12 protein-coding genes, 1 tRNA gene and 2 pseudogenes are annotated in these 15,779 nt (G+C 69.4%); 8 read left to right on the forward strand and 7 right to left on the reverse strand.

Annotation, left to right across the window (positions count from 1 at the left end):
- Positions 1–303 precede the first annotated feature (303 nt).
- Entirely contained in the window at positions 304–897 is a 594-nt protein-coding gene (locus ACIQHQ_RS12840; RefSeq protein ID WP_402611965.1) for a DUF5994 family protein, read from the reverse strand.
- 874 nt (positions 898–1,771) lie between these two features.
- On the opposite strand from ACIQHQ_RS12840, the gene ACIQHQ_RS12845 reads away from it, so the two are divergent.
- Positions 1,772–2,101, forward strand: a complete 330-nt coding sequence (locus ACIQHQ_RS12845) for a hypothetical protein (RefSeq protein WP_402611966.1) — start codon at positions 1,772–1,774, stop codon at positions 2,099–2,101.
- A 139-nt stretch (positions 2,102–2,240) separates the two neighbouring features.
- Here the strand turns inward: ACIQHQ_RS12845 and ACIQHQ_RS12850 are convergent, their stop codons facing one another.
- Entirely contained in the window at positions 2,241–2,711 is a 471-nt protein-coding gene (locus ACIQHQ_RS12850; protein ID WP_402611967.1) for a hypothetical protein, read from the reverse strand.
- 1,066 nt (positions 2,712–3,777) lie between these two features.
- Here ACIQHQ_RS12850 and ACIQHQ_RS12855 point away from each other — a divergent pair.
- The 3 genes and pseudogenes from ACIQHQ_RS12855 to ACIQHQ_RS12865 all read left to right on the forward strand — a co-directional run.
- Complete coding sequence (locus ACIQHQ_RS12855) at positions 3,778–4,236, forward strand: lactococcin 972 family bacteriocin (protein WP_402611968.1); 459 nt, start codon at positions 3,778–3,780, stop codon at positions 4,234–4,236.
- Positions 4,237–5,118: 882 nt separating this feature from the next.
- Positions 5,119–5,220 (forward strand): annotated as a pseudogene (locus ACIQHQ_RS12860) (type II toxin-antitoxin system prevent-host-death family antitoxin); the annotation flags it as partial.
- A gap of 185 nt (positions 5,221–5,405) precedes the next feature.
- Positions 5,406–5,801: pseudogene (locus tag ACIQHQ_RS12865) on the forward strand (tyrosine-type recombinase/integrase); the annotation flags it as partial.
- A 77-nt stretch (positions 5,802–5,878) separates the two neighbouring features.
- Here ACIQHQ_RS12865 and ACIQHQ_RS12870 read toward each other — a convergent pair.
- From ACIQHQ_RS12870 to ACIQHQ_RS12880, 3 genes are all read right to left on the reverse strand, one after another.
- Positions 5,879–5,954 (reverse strand) — tRNA-Arg (locus ACIQHQ_RS12870).
- Between the two features lie 184 nt (positions 5,955–6,138).
- Positions 6,139–7,779, reverse strand: coding sequence for an IclR family transcriptional regulator C-terminal domain-containing protein (locus tag ACIQHQ_RS12875; protein WP_402612177.1), 1,641 nt, complete (start codon positions 7,777–7,779; stop codon positions 6,139–6,141).
- A 661-nt stretch (positions 7,780–8,440) separates the two neighbouring features.
- A complete protein-coding gene (locus ACIQHQ_RS12880) occupies positions 8,441–9,688 on the reverse strand; it encodes a M6 family metalloprotease domain-containing protein (protein WP_402611969.1) in 1,248 nt (415 codons plus the stop codon).
- A 373-nt stretch (positions 9,689–10,061) separates the two neighbouring features.
- Between ACIQHQ_RS12880 and ACIQHQ_RS12885 the strand changes: the two genes are divergently transcribed.
- Positions 10,062–10,706, forward strand: a complete 645-nt coding sequence (locus ACIQHQ_RS12885; RefSeq protein WP_402611970.1) for a TetR/AcrR family transcriptional regulator — start codon at positions 10,062–10,064, stop codon at positions 10,704–10,706.
- 259 nt (positions 10,707–10,965) lie between these two features.
- The gene (locus tag ACIQHQ_RS12890) at positions 10,966–12,507 is read left to right on the forward strand and encodes an MFS transporter (protein WP_402611971.1); all 1,542 of its coding nucleotides are present in this window, start codon (positions 10,966–10,968) and stop codon (positions 12,505–12,507) included.
- A 92-nt stretch (positions 12,508–12,599) separates the two neighbouring features.
- On the opposite strand, the gene ACIQHQ_RS12895 is transcribed toward ACIQHQ_RS12890, so the two are convergent.
- Positions 12,600–13,133: a MarR family transcriptional regulator gene (locus ACIQHQ_RS12895; RefSeq protein ID WP_283973940.1), complete on the reverse strand. Its 534-nt coding sequence runs from the start codon at positions 13,131–13,133 to the stop codon at positions 12,600–12,602.
- Between the two features lie 86 nt (positions 13,134–13,219).
- On the opposite strand from ACIQHQ_RS12895, the gene ACIQHQ_RS12900 reads away from it, so the two are divergent.
- Positions 13,220–14,005, forward strand: a complete 786-nt coding sequence (locus ACIQHQ_RS12900; RefSeq protein ID WP_402611972.1) for a dioxygenase — start codon at positions 13,220–13,222, stop codon at positions 14,003–14,005.
- Positions 14,006–14,009: 4 nt separating this feature from the next.
- On the opposite strand, the gene ACIQHQ_RS12905 is transcribed toward ACIQHQ_RS12900, so the two are convergent.
- Positions 14,010–14,528: a GNAT family N-acetyltransferase gene (locus ACIQHQ_RS12905; protein ID WP_402611973.1), complete on the reverse strand. Its 519-nt coding sequence runs from the start codon at positions 14,526–14,528 to the stop codon at positions 14,010–14,012.
- A gap of 193 nt (positions 14,529–14,721) precedes the next feature.
- On the opposite strand from ACIQHQ_RS12905, the gene ACIQHQ_RS12910 reads away from it, so the two are divergent.
- Positions 14,722–15,720 carry an RNA polymerase sigma factor RpoD/SigA gene (locus ACIQHQ_RS12910; protein WP_402611974.1) on the forward strand — a complete coding sequence of 333 codons (999 nt, stop codon included), beginning with the start codon at positions 14,722–14,724 and terminating at the stop codon, positions 15,718–15,720.
- Positions 15,721–15,779 lie beyond the last annotated feature (59 nt).

Genomic DNA, 15,779 nt, shown 5'->3' on the forward strand with positions numbered 1-15,779 from the left:
ATCAGCCGGATCTGATCAGGAGGACGAAGACGTCCCTCTCAGCCGCGTTCCCCATCGGCCGAACGTGCGGACCCTCGGGCGCGGTGCTCCCGCCGACCGCCGGTGGTCGCCGACCCCGACGGGTCAGGCACCGACGGCGGCTGCGGCGTGACGCGGCCGCGGCGGCCCGGCAGAGGGGAGCTGTACCGGTACACGGCGATTCTGTCGGCGTGCTGGAGGTTGAGCCGGTGGATCACATACGCCGCCACTGCGACGAGGACCAAGAAGGCCACGGCTGCCAGATACACGTTCATGGCGGACACCTCACAAACCGGTCAGCCGGGCGGCCGGGCCGGGCGGACCGAGCTGCTGCGGAACGCCCGCGGACACCGTGGAGGCGCCGCCCTCGTACTCCCATGCCTCGTCCGGGGCCAGAGGCCGGTCGGCCGCCGAGACGCCGTGCCGCGCCTCGTCCGCGGCGATGAGCGCGCTCGCGGTCAGTGGCAGGCCGTCGCGGCCGGACGCGGCAGCCATCAGCCGGGCCGCCGACTCCGCTCCGGTCTCGGGCGGGATGACCAGGAGATCCCAGCGGCCGGTGCGGTACGAGAGCAACAGCAGCTTGTGCGGGTCGATCTCCGGCGTGAACCAGCCGACCTTGACGGTGTGGCCGTCCACGGGAACCTTGTGGGGGAGGACCGGCCAGTGCCTCGGGTTGACGGCGACGCGGGTGATGCGGCCCCACAAAGGGTCCAACACGTCGGTCAGCGCCCGCAGTTCGTTGGGCAGATCACGGGAGCGGGGCCACCAGGCGCCGTCCAGGAGTCCGCGGGAGCTGCCGTCGGTCTTCAGTGCGAGACGCGCGGCCGGGGCTGCGACGGGCTCGGGGTGCGGCAGGGTGGGAAGCAAGGTCGCCGACATGACGCGGACCCGTCTCCGGGCCGCTCTGCGGCGGCCCGGGTTTCATCTTTCGCCGAGAACGACCCGGCGTGGAAGCCGGTGTGCGAAATGCCCTCGGTACTGACCACACTACTCCGCGTTCCGCCGCAGCGGGGGGTACGCGGCCGCCTGGCTGCAGGCCTCGCCGCTGGGTGTCCACCCGCGGCTCACCGAACCCTCCCGGCCACGAACCGCGGGCGCCACCTCGCGGGCGGCCATAGCCGGGCCTTCGCGGATGGCGGGCCCGAACCACCGTACCTGCGGAAGAGCGCTGACCACGTGGGCCACGTCCCGCTCGGCGAGGCGGACGCCACGGTGTGAGGACGTCGTGCTGACGGACGTGCGCATGCCCGAACCCATCCCGGGCCGCCCGCCCGCCAAGCTGTATGCGCGCGCCCGGCCCGGCCTCGTTGTCGTCGCCTCGGAAACCGGGCTCGGGGCGGCCGTCGACGGGGACGACAACCTTCACGGATTGGACGGCTCTCATCGCAGTCCCCAGGCACCCACCGCCCACGCGGACAGCAGTGCCCCTGACCAGACGGAACCGAGCCGCACCGAGCGTCTGCGCAACTCGAATGCGAAAGACCACCGTTGGACGTCAACGTGCGGCGGTGGTCAGCGATGAGGGTGCACGTCTGGGCGCAATAGCGGCGCGTCGCTTGGCGCAGACCGGACTGTACGAGGTTGAGCCGGGGCTGTCGGACGCCGAGTTCGCGCGCATCGAGCGCGAGTACGGTTTCGAGTTCGCGGATGACCACCGCGCGTTCCTCGCGGCGAGGGGCAAACCTGGTCCAGGCCCCGGCCCGACTGGCGCAGCGGAGATCCCGACGAGCTGTGTGATCAACTCGGCTGGCCGGTGGAGGGCGTTCTCCTGAGCATCGAACACAACGGCTTCTCGCACGAGGGCTGGGGCGAACGTCCCGCCGACGGACTCACGGCACTGGCTACGGCACGCCGTCAACTCACGGAAGCGCCGACGCTGGTGCCCGTGCACACCCATCGGTACCTGCCGGCGGGCCGGGGAAGCCATAACCACCCCGTCCTCTCGCTGTGGCAGACCGATGCCATGTACTACGGGCTGGACCTGGTCGACTACATGCACCAGGAGTTCGACGAGGCACGCGGCGACGTCGACGAGAGCTGGAATCCGGAAGCGACGCTCCCCTTCTGGCGAGATCTCCTCTGATCGGTACGAGCTTCGGGCGTCCGCCCACCACAAGCATCTGAGGAGGCCGAAGGCGCTTGCGCAGCCCGGGACAGCCGGAGGAGCGCTTGTGTACGAACACGGCGGGAAGTCCGATCCGAGCCCGTCCCGGCAACGCGGCTCAGAGCTCCAACGTCTCCAGGTCTTGCCGGAGGACCACACGTGCCTCCCTGGTCGCGTCTCCGTGAGCCTGCCTGGCAGCGTGGTACTCATCTGACGTCAACGTGCATCCGGACGCGAGTGTCTCTCGAACTCGACGTAAAGAGTGGTACGAAGCGTCTATGGCTTCCGATATGTCGGTGGCTGCCGTGAGAACGAGCCGCTCTCGCGCCTCGTCGCACCCCGACGCCTGGAACGCCTGCCGGATCTTGGCCGCCCTGGCCTGCGGGTCCGGGTGGTCCTCGTCAGCGGCCAACCGCATCGCCTCGTGGGCACGGCGAAGAGCCACCAAACAGTCCACGTACATGGTTCGTCGGTCCTGCAGCCTGTTGTCCCTGACAGTCCGCCGCCAACGCAAGTGCTCGCCGGCCAGCGTCGCCCCGATGCCGAGCACCGCCCCAAGGGCCGTCCCGACAAGTGTCCCCCACTCCACGCGAAGGATCGTGCCACACAGCTCTCCCTCACGTCCTCTCTACGGTGCTCCGACTCGGCCCGCCGCACCCGACTCAAGACCTCGGGCGTCCTCATCGATGGCGGCCGGCACGACCTCAGGCTGCTAAGGAATCCCCGAGGGCATCCGATGAGCCAGCATCTGATCGAGGGCCTGAGCCAAGCGCGCACCAGTGTGACCAGCCAGCAACGGCCCTCCAGCCAACTCCGTTGCTGTACGACCAGGTTACGGAGACCAGCTGTCACTCCCAGCCTCTAGGCTGGGAATTGCCGGCTGCCGGAACAGGCATGAGGAGATGTAACTTGACGGTCGTTCCTCCCACGCACCTGGTGGACCGGGCTGGGGTGTCTCGAGCCGCATACCTGGTTACCACCCAACTGGGCTGGCTCTTCCGTGAGCAATTTGAAGAGGTAGTAGCCCACGGTTTCACCCCTGATGGCGACGTTCTGACTGGACGACATGAGCTTGTCGCGACTTTGCTGCCCCTGTCCCAGGAAGACGAAGGAACCGTTCACTAGCTCCCACCCCTCTCGGCATACGGCGTTGAGGACGACTACGGGATCCGTCGTTTGCTTGGTGGTTGTGCTGCCAACCATTTTGACGGTGATCGCTTACTGGTTCATGACGTTCAACGAGCATTGATATACGAGGTCCCCCTGCTCGAAGCACTGGCGTGCCTGCCCCACGGGTGTGGCCAGGAACGCCCGTCGGTCGCGTTCGAGGCGCTTGGCCTGCTGCTGCCCTGACGTAGCCGGCGTAGATCGTCCTGCCCAGTATGGCGAATCGGCCAACGGTACGCCTCCGACCTCACTGCCCGCCCTGCTCACGGACGGAGCGGCGTGGCACCAGTCCAGCATGCCGGACATTACGCACTCAAGCGACCATTACGAGGAAGCCGGTACTAACCATTTAGCGGTATGCGAATCTCACACATCCATCGTCGGCGCTTTTCGGTCAAGTGCTTTAGCGTCTCTTTACCGGGATGTTCGGGTTGGGGGAAGATCCATCCGCAGCCCTCGCGACGGGGGCATCACGGGAGGGGAATCGCATGAAGGTATCCGGTAGGTCCATGGCTTTTGCTGTTGCGGGTGGGTTCCTGGCCGTGGGCACCCTTGCCGGCCCGGCCACTGCGGACAGTGCCCAGGCTCCGGCCGCTGGCGCGGTCACCGTCACGACCCACACCAGGGGTGACGGCACCCAGCCGCCTGCGGCGCTGGGAGACCCCAAGGAATGGGGCGTAGTGGAGTTCACGGCTGGCTCCACGGGAGGCATCAGGCCGAAGACCGTCCTTGACATTGGTGGCGGAACTTGGAGCTACGGGAAGGATCTCACCACCGATGGCCAGTACTGCTACTCGAATTACTACCACCCCAAGGTGATGCATGGGTCGACAGTGGAGCTGGCCGGGGGGTCGAACAAGGCCGTGGCGGCCAAGGGTAAGTGGTCTTACGCCAATATGACCGCGGGTGCGGCGTACACGTGCAAGACCTACTACGCTAAGTACTAGTTCCCTCCGCCCCCGGCGGCCACCGCCGGGGGCGGATTTTCTCCGCCTGGGAAATTGCCACAGAGTAGGGTCATGAAAATCCCACACTTTACGCCTTCTCGCATCGCTCCTATTGCGACAGCTCTCGGGGCAGGTGTGCTGCTCGGCGCAGTCGGCCCATTCGCGAGCAAATTCGACAACCCGGCCTACCAGGCCGTAGGCGTCATATTTTCTGTGGGATGGTCGTGGGCATGCTTCGCCTTCCTGGTCGGTTACTCCAGGCGGTCAAGAATCGAGGCATCACTGCTGGCGTCCTCGGCATTGGCAGTGGGCGTAGCCGTATATTACCTTTTCAAGTTTCTGAGCCCCGCGGTTCCGGCCGGGGGACACGTTATCTCTGGTGCGGGGGATGGCCTCTACTCCAGGGCCGTGTTCTGGGGGGTAGCGGCTTTCGTCTTCGGTGCGCCCATTGGGCTCCTCGGGAGTATGGCCAGAACGCCCGGCATCGGCGGTCTCGGGTTCCGCCTGCTTGTCCCGTTGATCGCCTTCTTCGAGGCATCCCAGCGGCTGGCAGCAGAGGTGGGCGACTCGCAGGGCCGAGTCGTCGAAATGGTGTGGGCTTCGGTTCGCGTGCTCTCGGTCGTAACCGTCGTGCTTCTGGTGGGCCATACAGCGTGGAGCTGGTGGCATGGCCGGGGCGCGCGGCAGCCTGCCCCAGCGAAGCGCCTCTGACGCCTCACCGGAACACAGGCCGGGCGGCCGGTCAGCGGCGACGCCCGTTAGGCCTCCGCCCACGCGAAACCGGTCAGGGCCGTCAAAGGCATCTCACTCCGAGAACTGTTCGAGAAACCCATACCATCTGCGGTACCGCTTTCCCGTACGGCCGAGAGGGGGGCGCCACAGATGACGATAAGCGCCAGCGAGGCCCGCAAGGGCCTCTTTCCGCTCATCAAGCGCGCCAACGACGACCACACTCCCGTGCGCATCAGCTCCAAGAGCGGCGAAGGGCACAGGTCTCTGACCTGGGCCTTCTTCGTGGAGCGGGTGACGTGAATCGAACTCGCGCTCTCAGCTTGGGAGGCTGCGGTCAATCGGCGCATGCCCGGGCTATGCCCTGGGGGACGCCTCGGTTGCCGCCTCCTCATGCTGCACCGCTTTCACCGTGAATCCCCGCTGTTCCCCGTCTAAGCGCAGTCCTTCTCCCCGCCCTCTGCATCGCGCCCCTGCGATGGCATCGCCTACGGCAGGCGAACGCTCGCGCCAAGGCGGGGGAGAGGTGGCAGGAGTCGGACTATGTCTTCGCCACCCGAACCGGCCGCCCTGTCGAGCCGCGCAACCTGTACCGCTCCTTCACTCGCGTCGCCGTGTCCGCCGGCCTTCGCGTGATCCGGCTGCACGATGCTCGCCACGGGACGGCCACCCTGCTCACGGCGGCCGGAGTCGCTCCCCGAGTCGTGATGGAGATCCTCGGTCACTCGCAGATCAGCATCACGATGGACGTCTACACCCACGTCGTCCAGGACACGCAGCGCGAAGCCATGAGCCACATGGATCGCGTGCTCAGGAGGCGCCCCGGTCGTCAGTGACCAGGCTCGTTGATGTCAGCCGTAGATGTCAGAAGGGCCCGCACCTACGAAAGTCGTAGGTGCGGGCCCTTCTGACCTGGTGCCCCCGGCAGGATTCGAACCTGCGACACCCGCTTTAGGAGAGCGGTGCTCTATCCCCTGAGCTACGAAGGCAGTGGCAGCGAACGCAAGCAGCGACGTGCCCGTGGTCTGGGAGGACCACAGGCGTCAGCGTACCGGATGCCGGTGGGACGGGTGTGGGGGTCAGGTCAGGGATGGGGGTCGGGTGGGTGTGGGGTACGGCAGGGATGCGGGCGAGTGGGGAGCGGCGGCCAGGGGTGGTCCGGAGGGGCCGGGGTCAGGACGAGGGGACGTGGGTGAAGCTGGCCGCCGTGTGGAGGTCCCTCTGGATGAGTCCGGCCGTAGCCGTCAGTTCGGGCAGGAGGTCCGTCACGCACTGCCGCGGCGTGCGGCGGCTCGCGTGCATCGCTGTGTTGAGGGCTGCCACCACCCGGCCCGACCGGTCGCGGATCGGGACGGCGATCGAGCGGAGCCCGTCTTCCAGTTCCTCGTCCACCAGGGCGTAGCCCTGCGAGCGGACCGAGGTCAGGACTTTTTCCAGGGTCCGCTGTTCCGTGATCGTGTGCGGGGTGTAAGCCCGTAGGGATTCCGGTCGGAGGGCGTCTTTGGGCGCGTCCGCCAGAAGGACCCTGCCCAGGGCCGTGGCGTGTGCCGGCAGTCGCGTGCCCACGGTGATGTTCACGCTCATCACCCGGGCCGTGGCCACCCGGGCCGTGTACTGGATCTCCTCGCCGGAGTCCGACAGCACCGCCAGTGATGTCGACTCGTGGATGCGGGACGTCAGGTCGGCCAGGTGGGGCTGGGCGATCTCGGGGAGGGAGGTGCGGGACAGGGGTGGGAAGCCGAGGGAGAGGACCCGGGGGGTGAGGGTGAAGGTGCGGCCGGCCGGGGCCACCAGGCCCAGGTGCTCGTAGGTGATCAGGGCTCGGCGGGCCGTCGCACGGGCCAGGCCCGTCGCCTGGGCCACCTCCGTGAGGGTCAGCTCCGGCCTGCCCTCGCCGAAAGCTGTGAGGACGGTCAGCCCCCGGGCCAGGGATTCGATGAACTCGCGGCCCAGTTGCTGCTTCGAGGCGCCCGTCCAGAGCGCCAGGTCCGAGGGGGGCGGGCCGGGGTGCGGGGGCGGGGTGCGGCGGAGTGTGCGTTCCATGTCAGTGACCGCTGACCGCAGCCTCGGGAGGAGGGCCGTCCTCAGGTGGTGCGCGGTGTGCCGGCTCGTGTGGCTGACCACGCTCGCCACGCACGCGATCCGGCTGTCCGGGCCGGGAGCGCGCACGGGTACCGCGATCGCCACCAGGCCCGGCTCGATCAGCTGGTCGTCCATGGACCAGCCGTGGGCGGATGCCTCGGCCGCACGGTCGGCGAAGAATTCGTCGTCCTGCGTGTCCGCCCCGTACCCGCGTGGCGGTACGGCCGTGAAGGACAGGTCCCTCGGGTCCGCGGCTCTGCGGTCCCGCCAGTGCTGCCAGTCCGCGGCCGTCCACTCCGTCGCGAACAGCGGCCCGGGTGCGGTGCGTTCGGCGGGCAGGAGGTCGCCGATGCGGAAGCTGAGGGACATCGCGCGGCGGCGGGTCGCCTGGTGGATGAAGCGGATGCCGTCGCGGTCGGCGACCGCGAGGGAGACCGACTCGTCCAGTTCGTCGGCCAGGGCGTCCGCGTGCGGGGAGAGGAGGGCGGGCAGACGCAGGGCCGACATGTAGGCGTTGCCCAGTTCCATCAGGCGGGGGGACAGGTGCACGTCACGGCCGTCGAAGCGGACGTAGCCCATGCGGGCGAGCGTGGCTGTGATGCGGTCGACCGTGGAGCGGGCGAGGCCGGTGGCCCGTTCCAGGCCGCTCAGACTCAGTGTGCCGTCAGCCTCCGTCAGTTCCCGTAGCACCGCGATGCCGCGGATGAGGGGAGTGACCGCCTCGGCGGGGATCCCTCTCTCACCGGGTGTGCTCGCCGTGCGAGCGACCGGCGGGTCCTTCCGAGTGGCGGACGCGGTCGCCTTTGCGACCCGTGGCCTCTTTCCGACCGACGGCCCCTGCTCGGCCGACGGCCTCTGCTCGGCCGACGGCCTCTGCTCGGCCGACGGCCTCTGCTCGGCCGACGGCCTCTGCTCGGCCGACGGGCCCTGCTCAACCGACGGCCTCTTCCCGGCCGACGGCCCCTGCTCGGCCGACGGCCTCTGCTCGGCCGACGGCCCCTGCTCAACCGACAACCCCTGCTCGGCCGGCTGCCCTTGCTCGGCCGGCTGCCCTTGCTCGGCCGGCTGCCCTTGCTCGGCCGGCTGCCCTTGCTCGGCCCACGGCCCCTGCTCGGCCGGTGGCCCCTGCTCGACCGACAACCCCTGCTCGGCCGGTGGCCCCTGCTCGGCCGGTGGCCCCTGCTCGGCCGGCAACCCCTGTTCGACCGGCTGCCTCTTCTCGTCGGCCGGCGGGGCGGACCCCTCCGGGGTCTCGGACGTGGGCTTCGCTGGCATCGGCTCTCCGGTACGGCGCTCGCGACGGTCGCGGCAGGCCCACCGTAATCCGGAATCCGTTGTCCGGAGACAGGGAGGGGTTCGAGGGGCCGGCGCCTCCGTGCGTCGCCCCTACTCCTCACTCCCTCGTCACCCGCACCCGGTAACCCCCCTCCGCGCTCGCCCCCGCCGCTCCCGCCTCCGCCCGCGCCACCTCGATCGTGATGCCCCTGCCCGTGTCCCGGAACGTCTCCCCGGGTGTGAACGGCGCGTCCGACAGTTCCGCGTGGACGTTCGGTGCGCGCGTGCAGCCGCCGCTGTTGCGGCGGGAGTCGTGGACGGTGACCGGGCCCATGCCCGTGTCCACCTCCGCGTCGACCTTGTAGATCAGGACGCCCGGGCGGCAGACGGCCTCGTCGTTGCCGGCGCGGGTGCGCAGTTCGACGGCGTAGCCGGTTCTGCCGTCCAGGGGGACGAAGACCAGCTTGGAGCCGCCGGCCCGGGCCAGGGGCGTGAGGGTGTACTCCGTGGTGCCGGGGGTCGCCGCGCAGTGGACCTGGGTGGCGTCCAGCCAGCCCAGCTTCCACTTGTGCCAGCCGAGGAAGTCGTTGTTGGCGCCCCAGTCCTCGCTCATGATGTCCCAGTGCCCGACCGCGCCCCCGCCCTCCGCGGTGTACAGGTCGGGCAGGCCGAAGACGTGCCCGTTCTCGTGGGGGAGGACGCGGTAGCCGGTGCGGTCGTAGGAGCCGGAGCCGTCGTCCTGGCGGGAGTAGACGAAGGAGGCGTTGGCCACGGGTATGCCGTCGGCCGTGGGGGCGTCCGGGTTGCCGGCGAAGGTGACGGACAGGACCGTGTCCAGGGCGGAGGGGCCGGCGTTCGGGGTGACCAGGACGTTCAGCAGGTCGTACGCGCGGAAGTCCACCTTCGGGTCGGCCGCGGCCACGAGGTCCTGGACCAGCGCGCGGTAGCCGGGCTCGAACGGGGCCCCGCGTTCTATGCCGTACTCCCGGAAGGACTTCGGCATCCGCAGCCAGCCCGGGATGGGGGTCTCGGGGCGGTAGTCGAGGCGGCCGTAGGAACTGGTGCGGAACCACTCGCGGGTCTGCGGGAAGAACTCGTGGAAGCGGTCCTGGGCCTCGCCCTCGCCGGGGGCGTCGGAGAAGTCGATCATCAGGGTGAGGGCGCGGACGGTGCCGGTGGAGCGGGTGTAGCCGGTGGAGGTGGGGATGCCCTCGGACATCTGGACCTCGCGGGCGCCGCGGATCATGCAGGGGCCGTGTGCAGGGGTGTGGGACAGGACGATCGGGTCCGCTCCCGCCGTACTGGTGCCCGGGGTGAGACGACCCGTGCCCGCCGAGGTGCTGACCGTGAAGGTCAGTGCGGACACACAGGCCAGGGCGGCCAGTCGGCGCCTGGGTATCCGGCCCCCGGCCGGACCCGTGCGGGTCGGCCGGGGGCGCCGAGGCTGCGGCTGCCTGCAAGGGACCTGCAAGAGACCTCCCGCGCCACGGCAGCCCCGGGCTCCGGCTGCACCCTTGCGCTCACCCTGCGTCGCGGGGTGGGGGGTACGCCCGTTGGAGGAGACCGATCGTGGGTTTCCCGTCAGTAGCGGCCCGTGTTGCTTGTGAGCTAGGTCACAGGGAATTTTGACGTCGGCGGGAAATACCGGGGACCCACTCCCCGTTTAGCCATGTGTCCGACCGAAACGGGGACCCGCTCCCCGGATCGGAGTACCACCCCTTCCAGACCAGGAGTACGCCGTGCAGACCGCCAGCCCCGAAGCGCGCAAGGCGCCCCGGCCCCGTGCCGACGCTCTGCGCAACCGGGAGCGGATCGTCACCGCCGCCCGGGAGATGTTCGTCGAACACGGCCCCGAGGTGCCGCTCGACGAGATCGCCCGCCGGGCCGGCGTCGGCAACGCCACGGTGTACCGCAACTTCCCGGACCGCGACGCACTCGTCCGTGAGGTCGTCTGCTCCGTCATGGACCGTACGGCCGCCGCGGCCGAGCTCGCGCTCGCCGAGACCGGCGACGCGTTCGAGGCGCTGGAGCGCTTCGTGCACGCCGCCGCCGACGAGCGGATCAGCGCGCTGTGTCCGATGGTCTCCAGCACGTTCGACAAGCATCATCCGGACCTGGAGGCCGCGCGCGAACGAGTCGAGCGGCAGGTCGCGGAGGTCATGGACCGCGCCAGGTCGGCCGGACAGCTCCGGCCCGACGTGGACGTGGGGGACGTCATGATCGCCGTGGCCCAGCTCAGCCGCCCCCCGGCCGGCACGGACTGCTTCCGGGCCGACCGTTTCGTCCACCGCCATCTTCAGCTGTTCCTGGACGGGCTGCGGGCTCCCGCTCGCTCGGCTCTCCCGGGCACGGCCGTGACCTTGGAGGATTTGCGCCGGCCCTGACCGGTCGGTTCGTCCACCGACCGGCTCGGCCGACCGGCTCAGTCCGATCGGTAGTCCGGCCGGCTCGGCCCGACCGGCTCACCCCGATCGTTTCAGCCCGATGAGTTCAGGCCGCCCCGCCGGCCTGAAACCCGAACGGCAGCCCCTGCGGCGGTCCCCAGGACGAGTCGTCGGAGCCGTCAGCTTTCATTACCTTTCGTCACCTTTTTCAGTAAGACGTCCCGAATTTCCGTCACGAAGTCCCGAAGTGGGTATCCCCATGTCTGAAACAGCCTCGAAAACCCTCGGCGCACCGGCCAGGGAACCGGACGCCGGCCGCTGGAAAGCGCTCGTCTTCATCGCGCTGGCCCAGCTGATGGTCGTCCTGGACGCCACCATCGTGAACATCGCCCTGCCCTCCGCCCAGCAGGACCTCGGCATCTCCGACGGCAACCGGCAGTGGGTCGTCACGGCCTATGCCCTCGCCTTCGGTGGTCTGCTCCTGTTCGGCGGCCGGATAGCCGACCTGTGGGGCCGCAAGAGGGCGTTCGTCCTCGGGCTCGGCGGTTTCGCCGCGGCCTCCGCGCTCGGCGGCGCGGCGACCAACGAGGCGATGATGTTCGGCGCCCGCGCCCTCCAGGGTGCCTTCGGCGCGCTGCTCGCGCCCGCCGCGCTCTCCCTGCTCGCGGTGATGTTCACCGACGCCAAGGAGCGCGCCAAGGCGTTCGGCATCTACGGTGCGATCGCCGGTGGCGGTGGCGCCGTCGGCCTGATCCTGGGCGGCTTCCTCACCGAGTACCTGGACTGGCGCTGGACGTTCTTCGTGAACATCCCCTTCGCCGTCGTCGCCGCCGCTGGTGCCTACTTCGTCATCCGTGAGCCGGAGGGCGGCCGCAACCGCTCCGCTCTCGACATCCCGGGCGTCATCCTCTCCACCCTCGGTCTGGTCGCTCTGGTCTACGGCTTCACTCGCGCCGAGTCGGACGGCTGGAGCGACTCCGTGACCGTCGGCATGTTCGTCGCCTCGGTCGTGCTGCTGGCGTCCTTCGTGCTCGTCGAGTCCAAGGTCAAGGCCCCGCTGCTGCCTCTGCGCGTGATCACCGAGCGCAACCGCGGCGGAATCTACCTCTCCCTCGGTCTCGCGATCATCGCGATGTTCGGTCTGTTCCTCTTCCTGACCTACTACCTGCAGATCGTGAAGGGCTACTCGCCGGTCAAGACCGGTTTCGCCTTCCTGCCGATGATCGCGGGCATGATCACGGGCTCCACCCAGATCGGCACGCGTCTGATGACCCGGGTCGCGCCGCGCCTGCTGATGGGCCCCGGCTTCCTGGTCGCCGCGCTCGGCATGCTGCTGCTGACCCAGCTGGAGATCGGCTCCTCGTACGCCGCGCTGCTGCTCCCGGCGATGCTGCTGCTCGGTCTCGGCATGGGTACGGCGTTCATGCCGGCCATGTCGCTGGCCACCCAGGGCGTCGAGCCGCGGGACTCCGGTGTCGCCTCGGCGATGGTCAACACCTCCCAGCAGGTCGGCGGCGCGATCGGCACGGCCCTGCTGAACACGATCGCCGCCTCGGCGACCACGGCGTACGTCGCCGACCACATCGCCGGGGCGACCAGCCGGTCCCAGCAGCAGCTGGTCCAGCTGGAGGCCATGGTGCAGGGCTACACCAGTGCCATCTGGTTCGCCGTCGGCATCCTGGTGGCGGCCGCCGTGATCGCCCTGACCTTCGTCAACGCCGGACGCCCGGGCACCACCACGGTGACCGGCTCCCAGGCGGACGCGGCGGACGAAGTGCAGATCCCGGTCGTCGCCCACTGACGGCCGCGCACCACACCCCTTCGGGCCATCCGTAGGTACGAGGAAGGGGACGCCTCGTACCTACGGAATCCAGGACCCGCCCGGCTCCCGCGTCAGCGGAGCCAGGGCAGGTCCGCGCCCGCTTCGGCGGGCTGAAGTCCCTCGGCGACGATCCGCATGATCTCGCCGAGGGACTTCTGCTGTTCCGGGGTGAGCCGGTCGAAGACCGCCTGGCGCACGGCCTCCACATGGCCCGGCGCGGTCTGCCGCAGCACGTCGAGGCCCTCGTCCGTGAGGACGGCGAACTGGCCCCGCTTGTCGTCGGGGCAGTCCTCGCGGCGCACCCAGCCGTTCTTCTCCAGGCGCGCGATGGCGTGCGAGAGACGGGACCGCGTGATCTTCGCCAGCATCGCGAGCTCGGTCATCCGCAGCCGCCGCCGCGGTGCCTCGGCGAGCTTGACCAGAAGGCCGTAGTAGACGTGCGGCATGCCCGCGTCGCGCTGCAGCTGACGGTCGAGATGGTCGTCGAGGAGGGTGACGCCCTCCATGAACGAGCGCCAGACGCGCTGCTCCTCGTCGGTGAGCCAACGCGGTTCCTGGGGCGCCGCGGCGGAGCCGGGTGTCGGTGCGGATGCGGGTGCCTTCATGGGTTCCACTCTACGCGGCCTCTCCTTGAACTTTAAACAAATGGCCCGTACAGTTTGTAGGGAACCATTGTGGAAGGAGCCGCAGCATGTCCGCCGCCGCTCAGGAGCGCATGCCCGCTCTGTACCTCAGCCACGGCGCGCCGCCCCTGGCGGACGACCCCGTCTGGCCCGGTGAACTGGCCGCCTGGTCCGCCGGCCTGCCGCGCCCCAAGGCCGTCCTGATCGTCTCCGCCCACTGGGAGGAGGCCCCGCTGGCTCTCGGTGCCACCGAGACCGTCCCGCTCGTCTACGACTTCTGGGGCTTCCCGGAGCACTACTACCGGGTGACCTACGACGCCCCCGGCGCGCCGGAGCTCGCCGAGTCCGTGCGCAAGCTGCTGCGCGCCCCCGGCATGCCCGTCCAGGACGTTCCCGACCGCGGCCTCGACCACGGTGCCTACGTCCCACTCGTCGAGATGTATCCGGAGGCCGACATCCCGGTCCTCCAGGTGTCCATGCCGACGCTCGATCCGGTCCGGCTCCTGGAGATCGGCCGCAAGCTCGCCCCCCTGCGGGACGAGGGCGTGCTCATCGTCGGCTCCGGCTTCTTCACCCACAACCTGGCCGCGCTCCGGCAGGGCGGCGTCCCCGCCTGGTCGGCCGAGTTCGACGACTGGGGCCGGCGGGCGCTGGAGGCGCGTGACGTGGACGCCCTGCTCGACTTCACCCGCAAGTCGCCCGCCGGGCAGCTGGCCCACCCGCGCACCGAGCACTTCGCCCCGCTGTTCGTGACCATGGGCGCGGCCGACGCGGCCGGTGAACTGGACGCGCAGAAGTCCGTGATCGACGGGTTCTGGATGGGCCTGGCGAAGCGATCGGTCCAGTTCGGCTGAGCGTCTACAGCGGCTTCTCGTACCAGGCCACGTCCCAGTAGCGGCCGAACTTGCGTCCGACCTCCCGGTGCGTACCGACATGCCGGAAGCCGAAGCGTTCGTGCAGCCGGGCCGACGCCTCGTTCGGCAGCGCGATGCCCGCGTACGCGCGATGCAGATCCTGGCCCGACAGGGCCTCGAAGAGGGCTGTGTAGAGGAGCGTGCCGATGCCGCGCCGGCCTGCGTCCGGGGCGACGTACACGGTCGTTTCCACGGAGGTGGCATAGGCGGGCTTCGATCGGAAAGGGCTGGAAGTGGCGTAACCCAGAATCCGCTGTGTGTCCGGCTCCCTGGCAACCATCAGGCGGTGCGGTCCGTCTTCTGGGTGGGAGAGCAGCCAAGGACGGCGCTCCTCCGGAGTGAAGATCGCGGTATCGAATGTGATCGCCGTCTCATGTACATAGTGGTTGTAGAGGGCCGTGAGGGCTTCGAGGTCGTCCTCGACTCCCGGTCTGACCTGCACCTCTGTACGTTCCGACGGCATCGCGCCTCCCTGTGTGGCCGGACAGGGTACTGCATGATCAGAAAATTCGGGGGGCGGGTGGGAATTCTGTCCTGATTCCAGTCGTTGTTTCCATCGGATGCAGGGCACCCGAGGAGAGTCCGGAGAGTCTCGGAAGACGGAGTCCAGCGTCCGAAGGACCACCCGCCGACCTCACCATCGCAAGGGAGCTCGCATGGCAACCCGTGCCGTCGCCCGTCGTCAGTCCGCCACCGGCGAGACGGCCGACGCGGCAAGCAGTGTTCGCGCCCATGGCGGCGAGATCGCCGACCGCGACCTGGTCGGCATGTACCTCGACGAGATCGCGCGCACACCGCTGCTCGACGCCGCCAAGGAGGTCGAGCTGTCGCAGATCATCGAAGCGGGTGTGTTCGCACAGCAGATCCTCGAAGGCCTGGAGGAGAACAAGACCGGGGCCTCGCCGGAGGAGCTCCAGGCCCTGGTCGACGCAAGCGACCGGGCCAAGGACGTCTTCATCCGCTCCAACCTGCGCCTGGTCGTCGCGGTCGCCCGCCGCTACCCCCGCAGCGGTCTGCCCCTGCTGGACCTGATCCAGGAGGGCAACGCCGGCCTGGTGCGCGCGGTCGAGAAGTTCGACTACCGCAAGGGCTTCAAGTTCTCCACGTACGCCACGTGGTGGATCCGCCAGGCCATCACGCGGTCGATAGCGGACCAGTCCCGTACGATCCGCCTGCCCGTCCACCTCGTGGAGGAGCTCGGCCGGATCCGTCGTGTCCAGCGCGAGTTCAACCGCGAGCACGGCCGGGACCCGGAGCCCGCCGAGATCGCGACCGAGCTCGGCTCGACGCCCGAGCGCGTCACCGACGTGCTCGACTGGGCGCGCGACCCGGTCTCGCTGAACATGTCGGTGGACGACGAGGGCGAGACCCAGTTCGGCGACCTCCTGGAGGACACCTCGGCGGTGTCGCCCGAGCAGTCGGTGCTGACGCTGCTGCGCAGTGAGGAGCTCGACGACCTCATCGGCCGGCTCGACCAGCGGACGGCGTCGATCATCAAGATGCGCTACGGCATCGAGGACGGCCGGGAGCGCACGCTGACCGAGGTCGGCAAGGAGCACGGCCTGACCCGCGAGCGCATCCGGCAGATCGAGAAGCACGCGCTGCTGGAGCTGAAGAAGCTGGCCCGCAGTACCGGGTTCGACGCGGCGGCGTGACCCCGCCCCCGCCCGCGTGGCGCGCCCCCGCCCGTTCGCGGGCCGGCGCGAGACCGGTG

The organism is Streptomyces sp. NPDC092370, assembly GCF_044755265.1.
GTDB lineage: Bacteria > Actinomycetota > Actinomycetes > Streptomycetales > Streptomycetaceae > Streptomyces.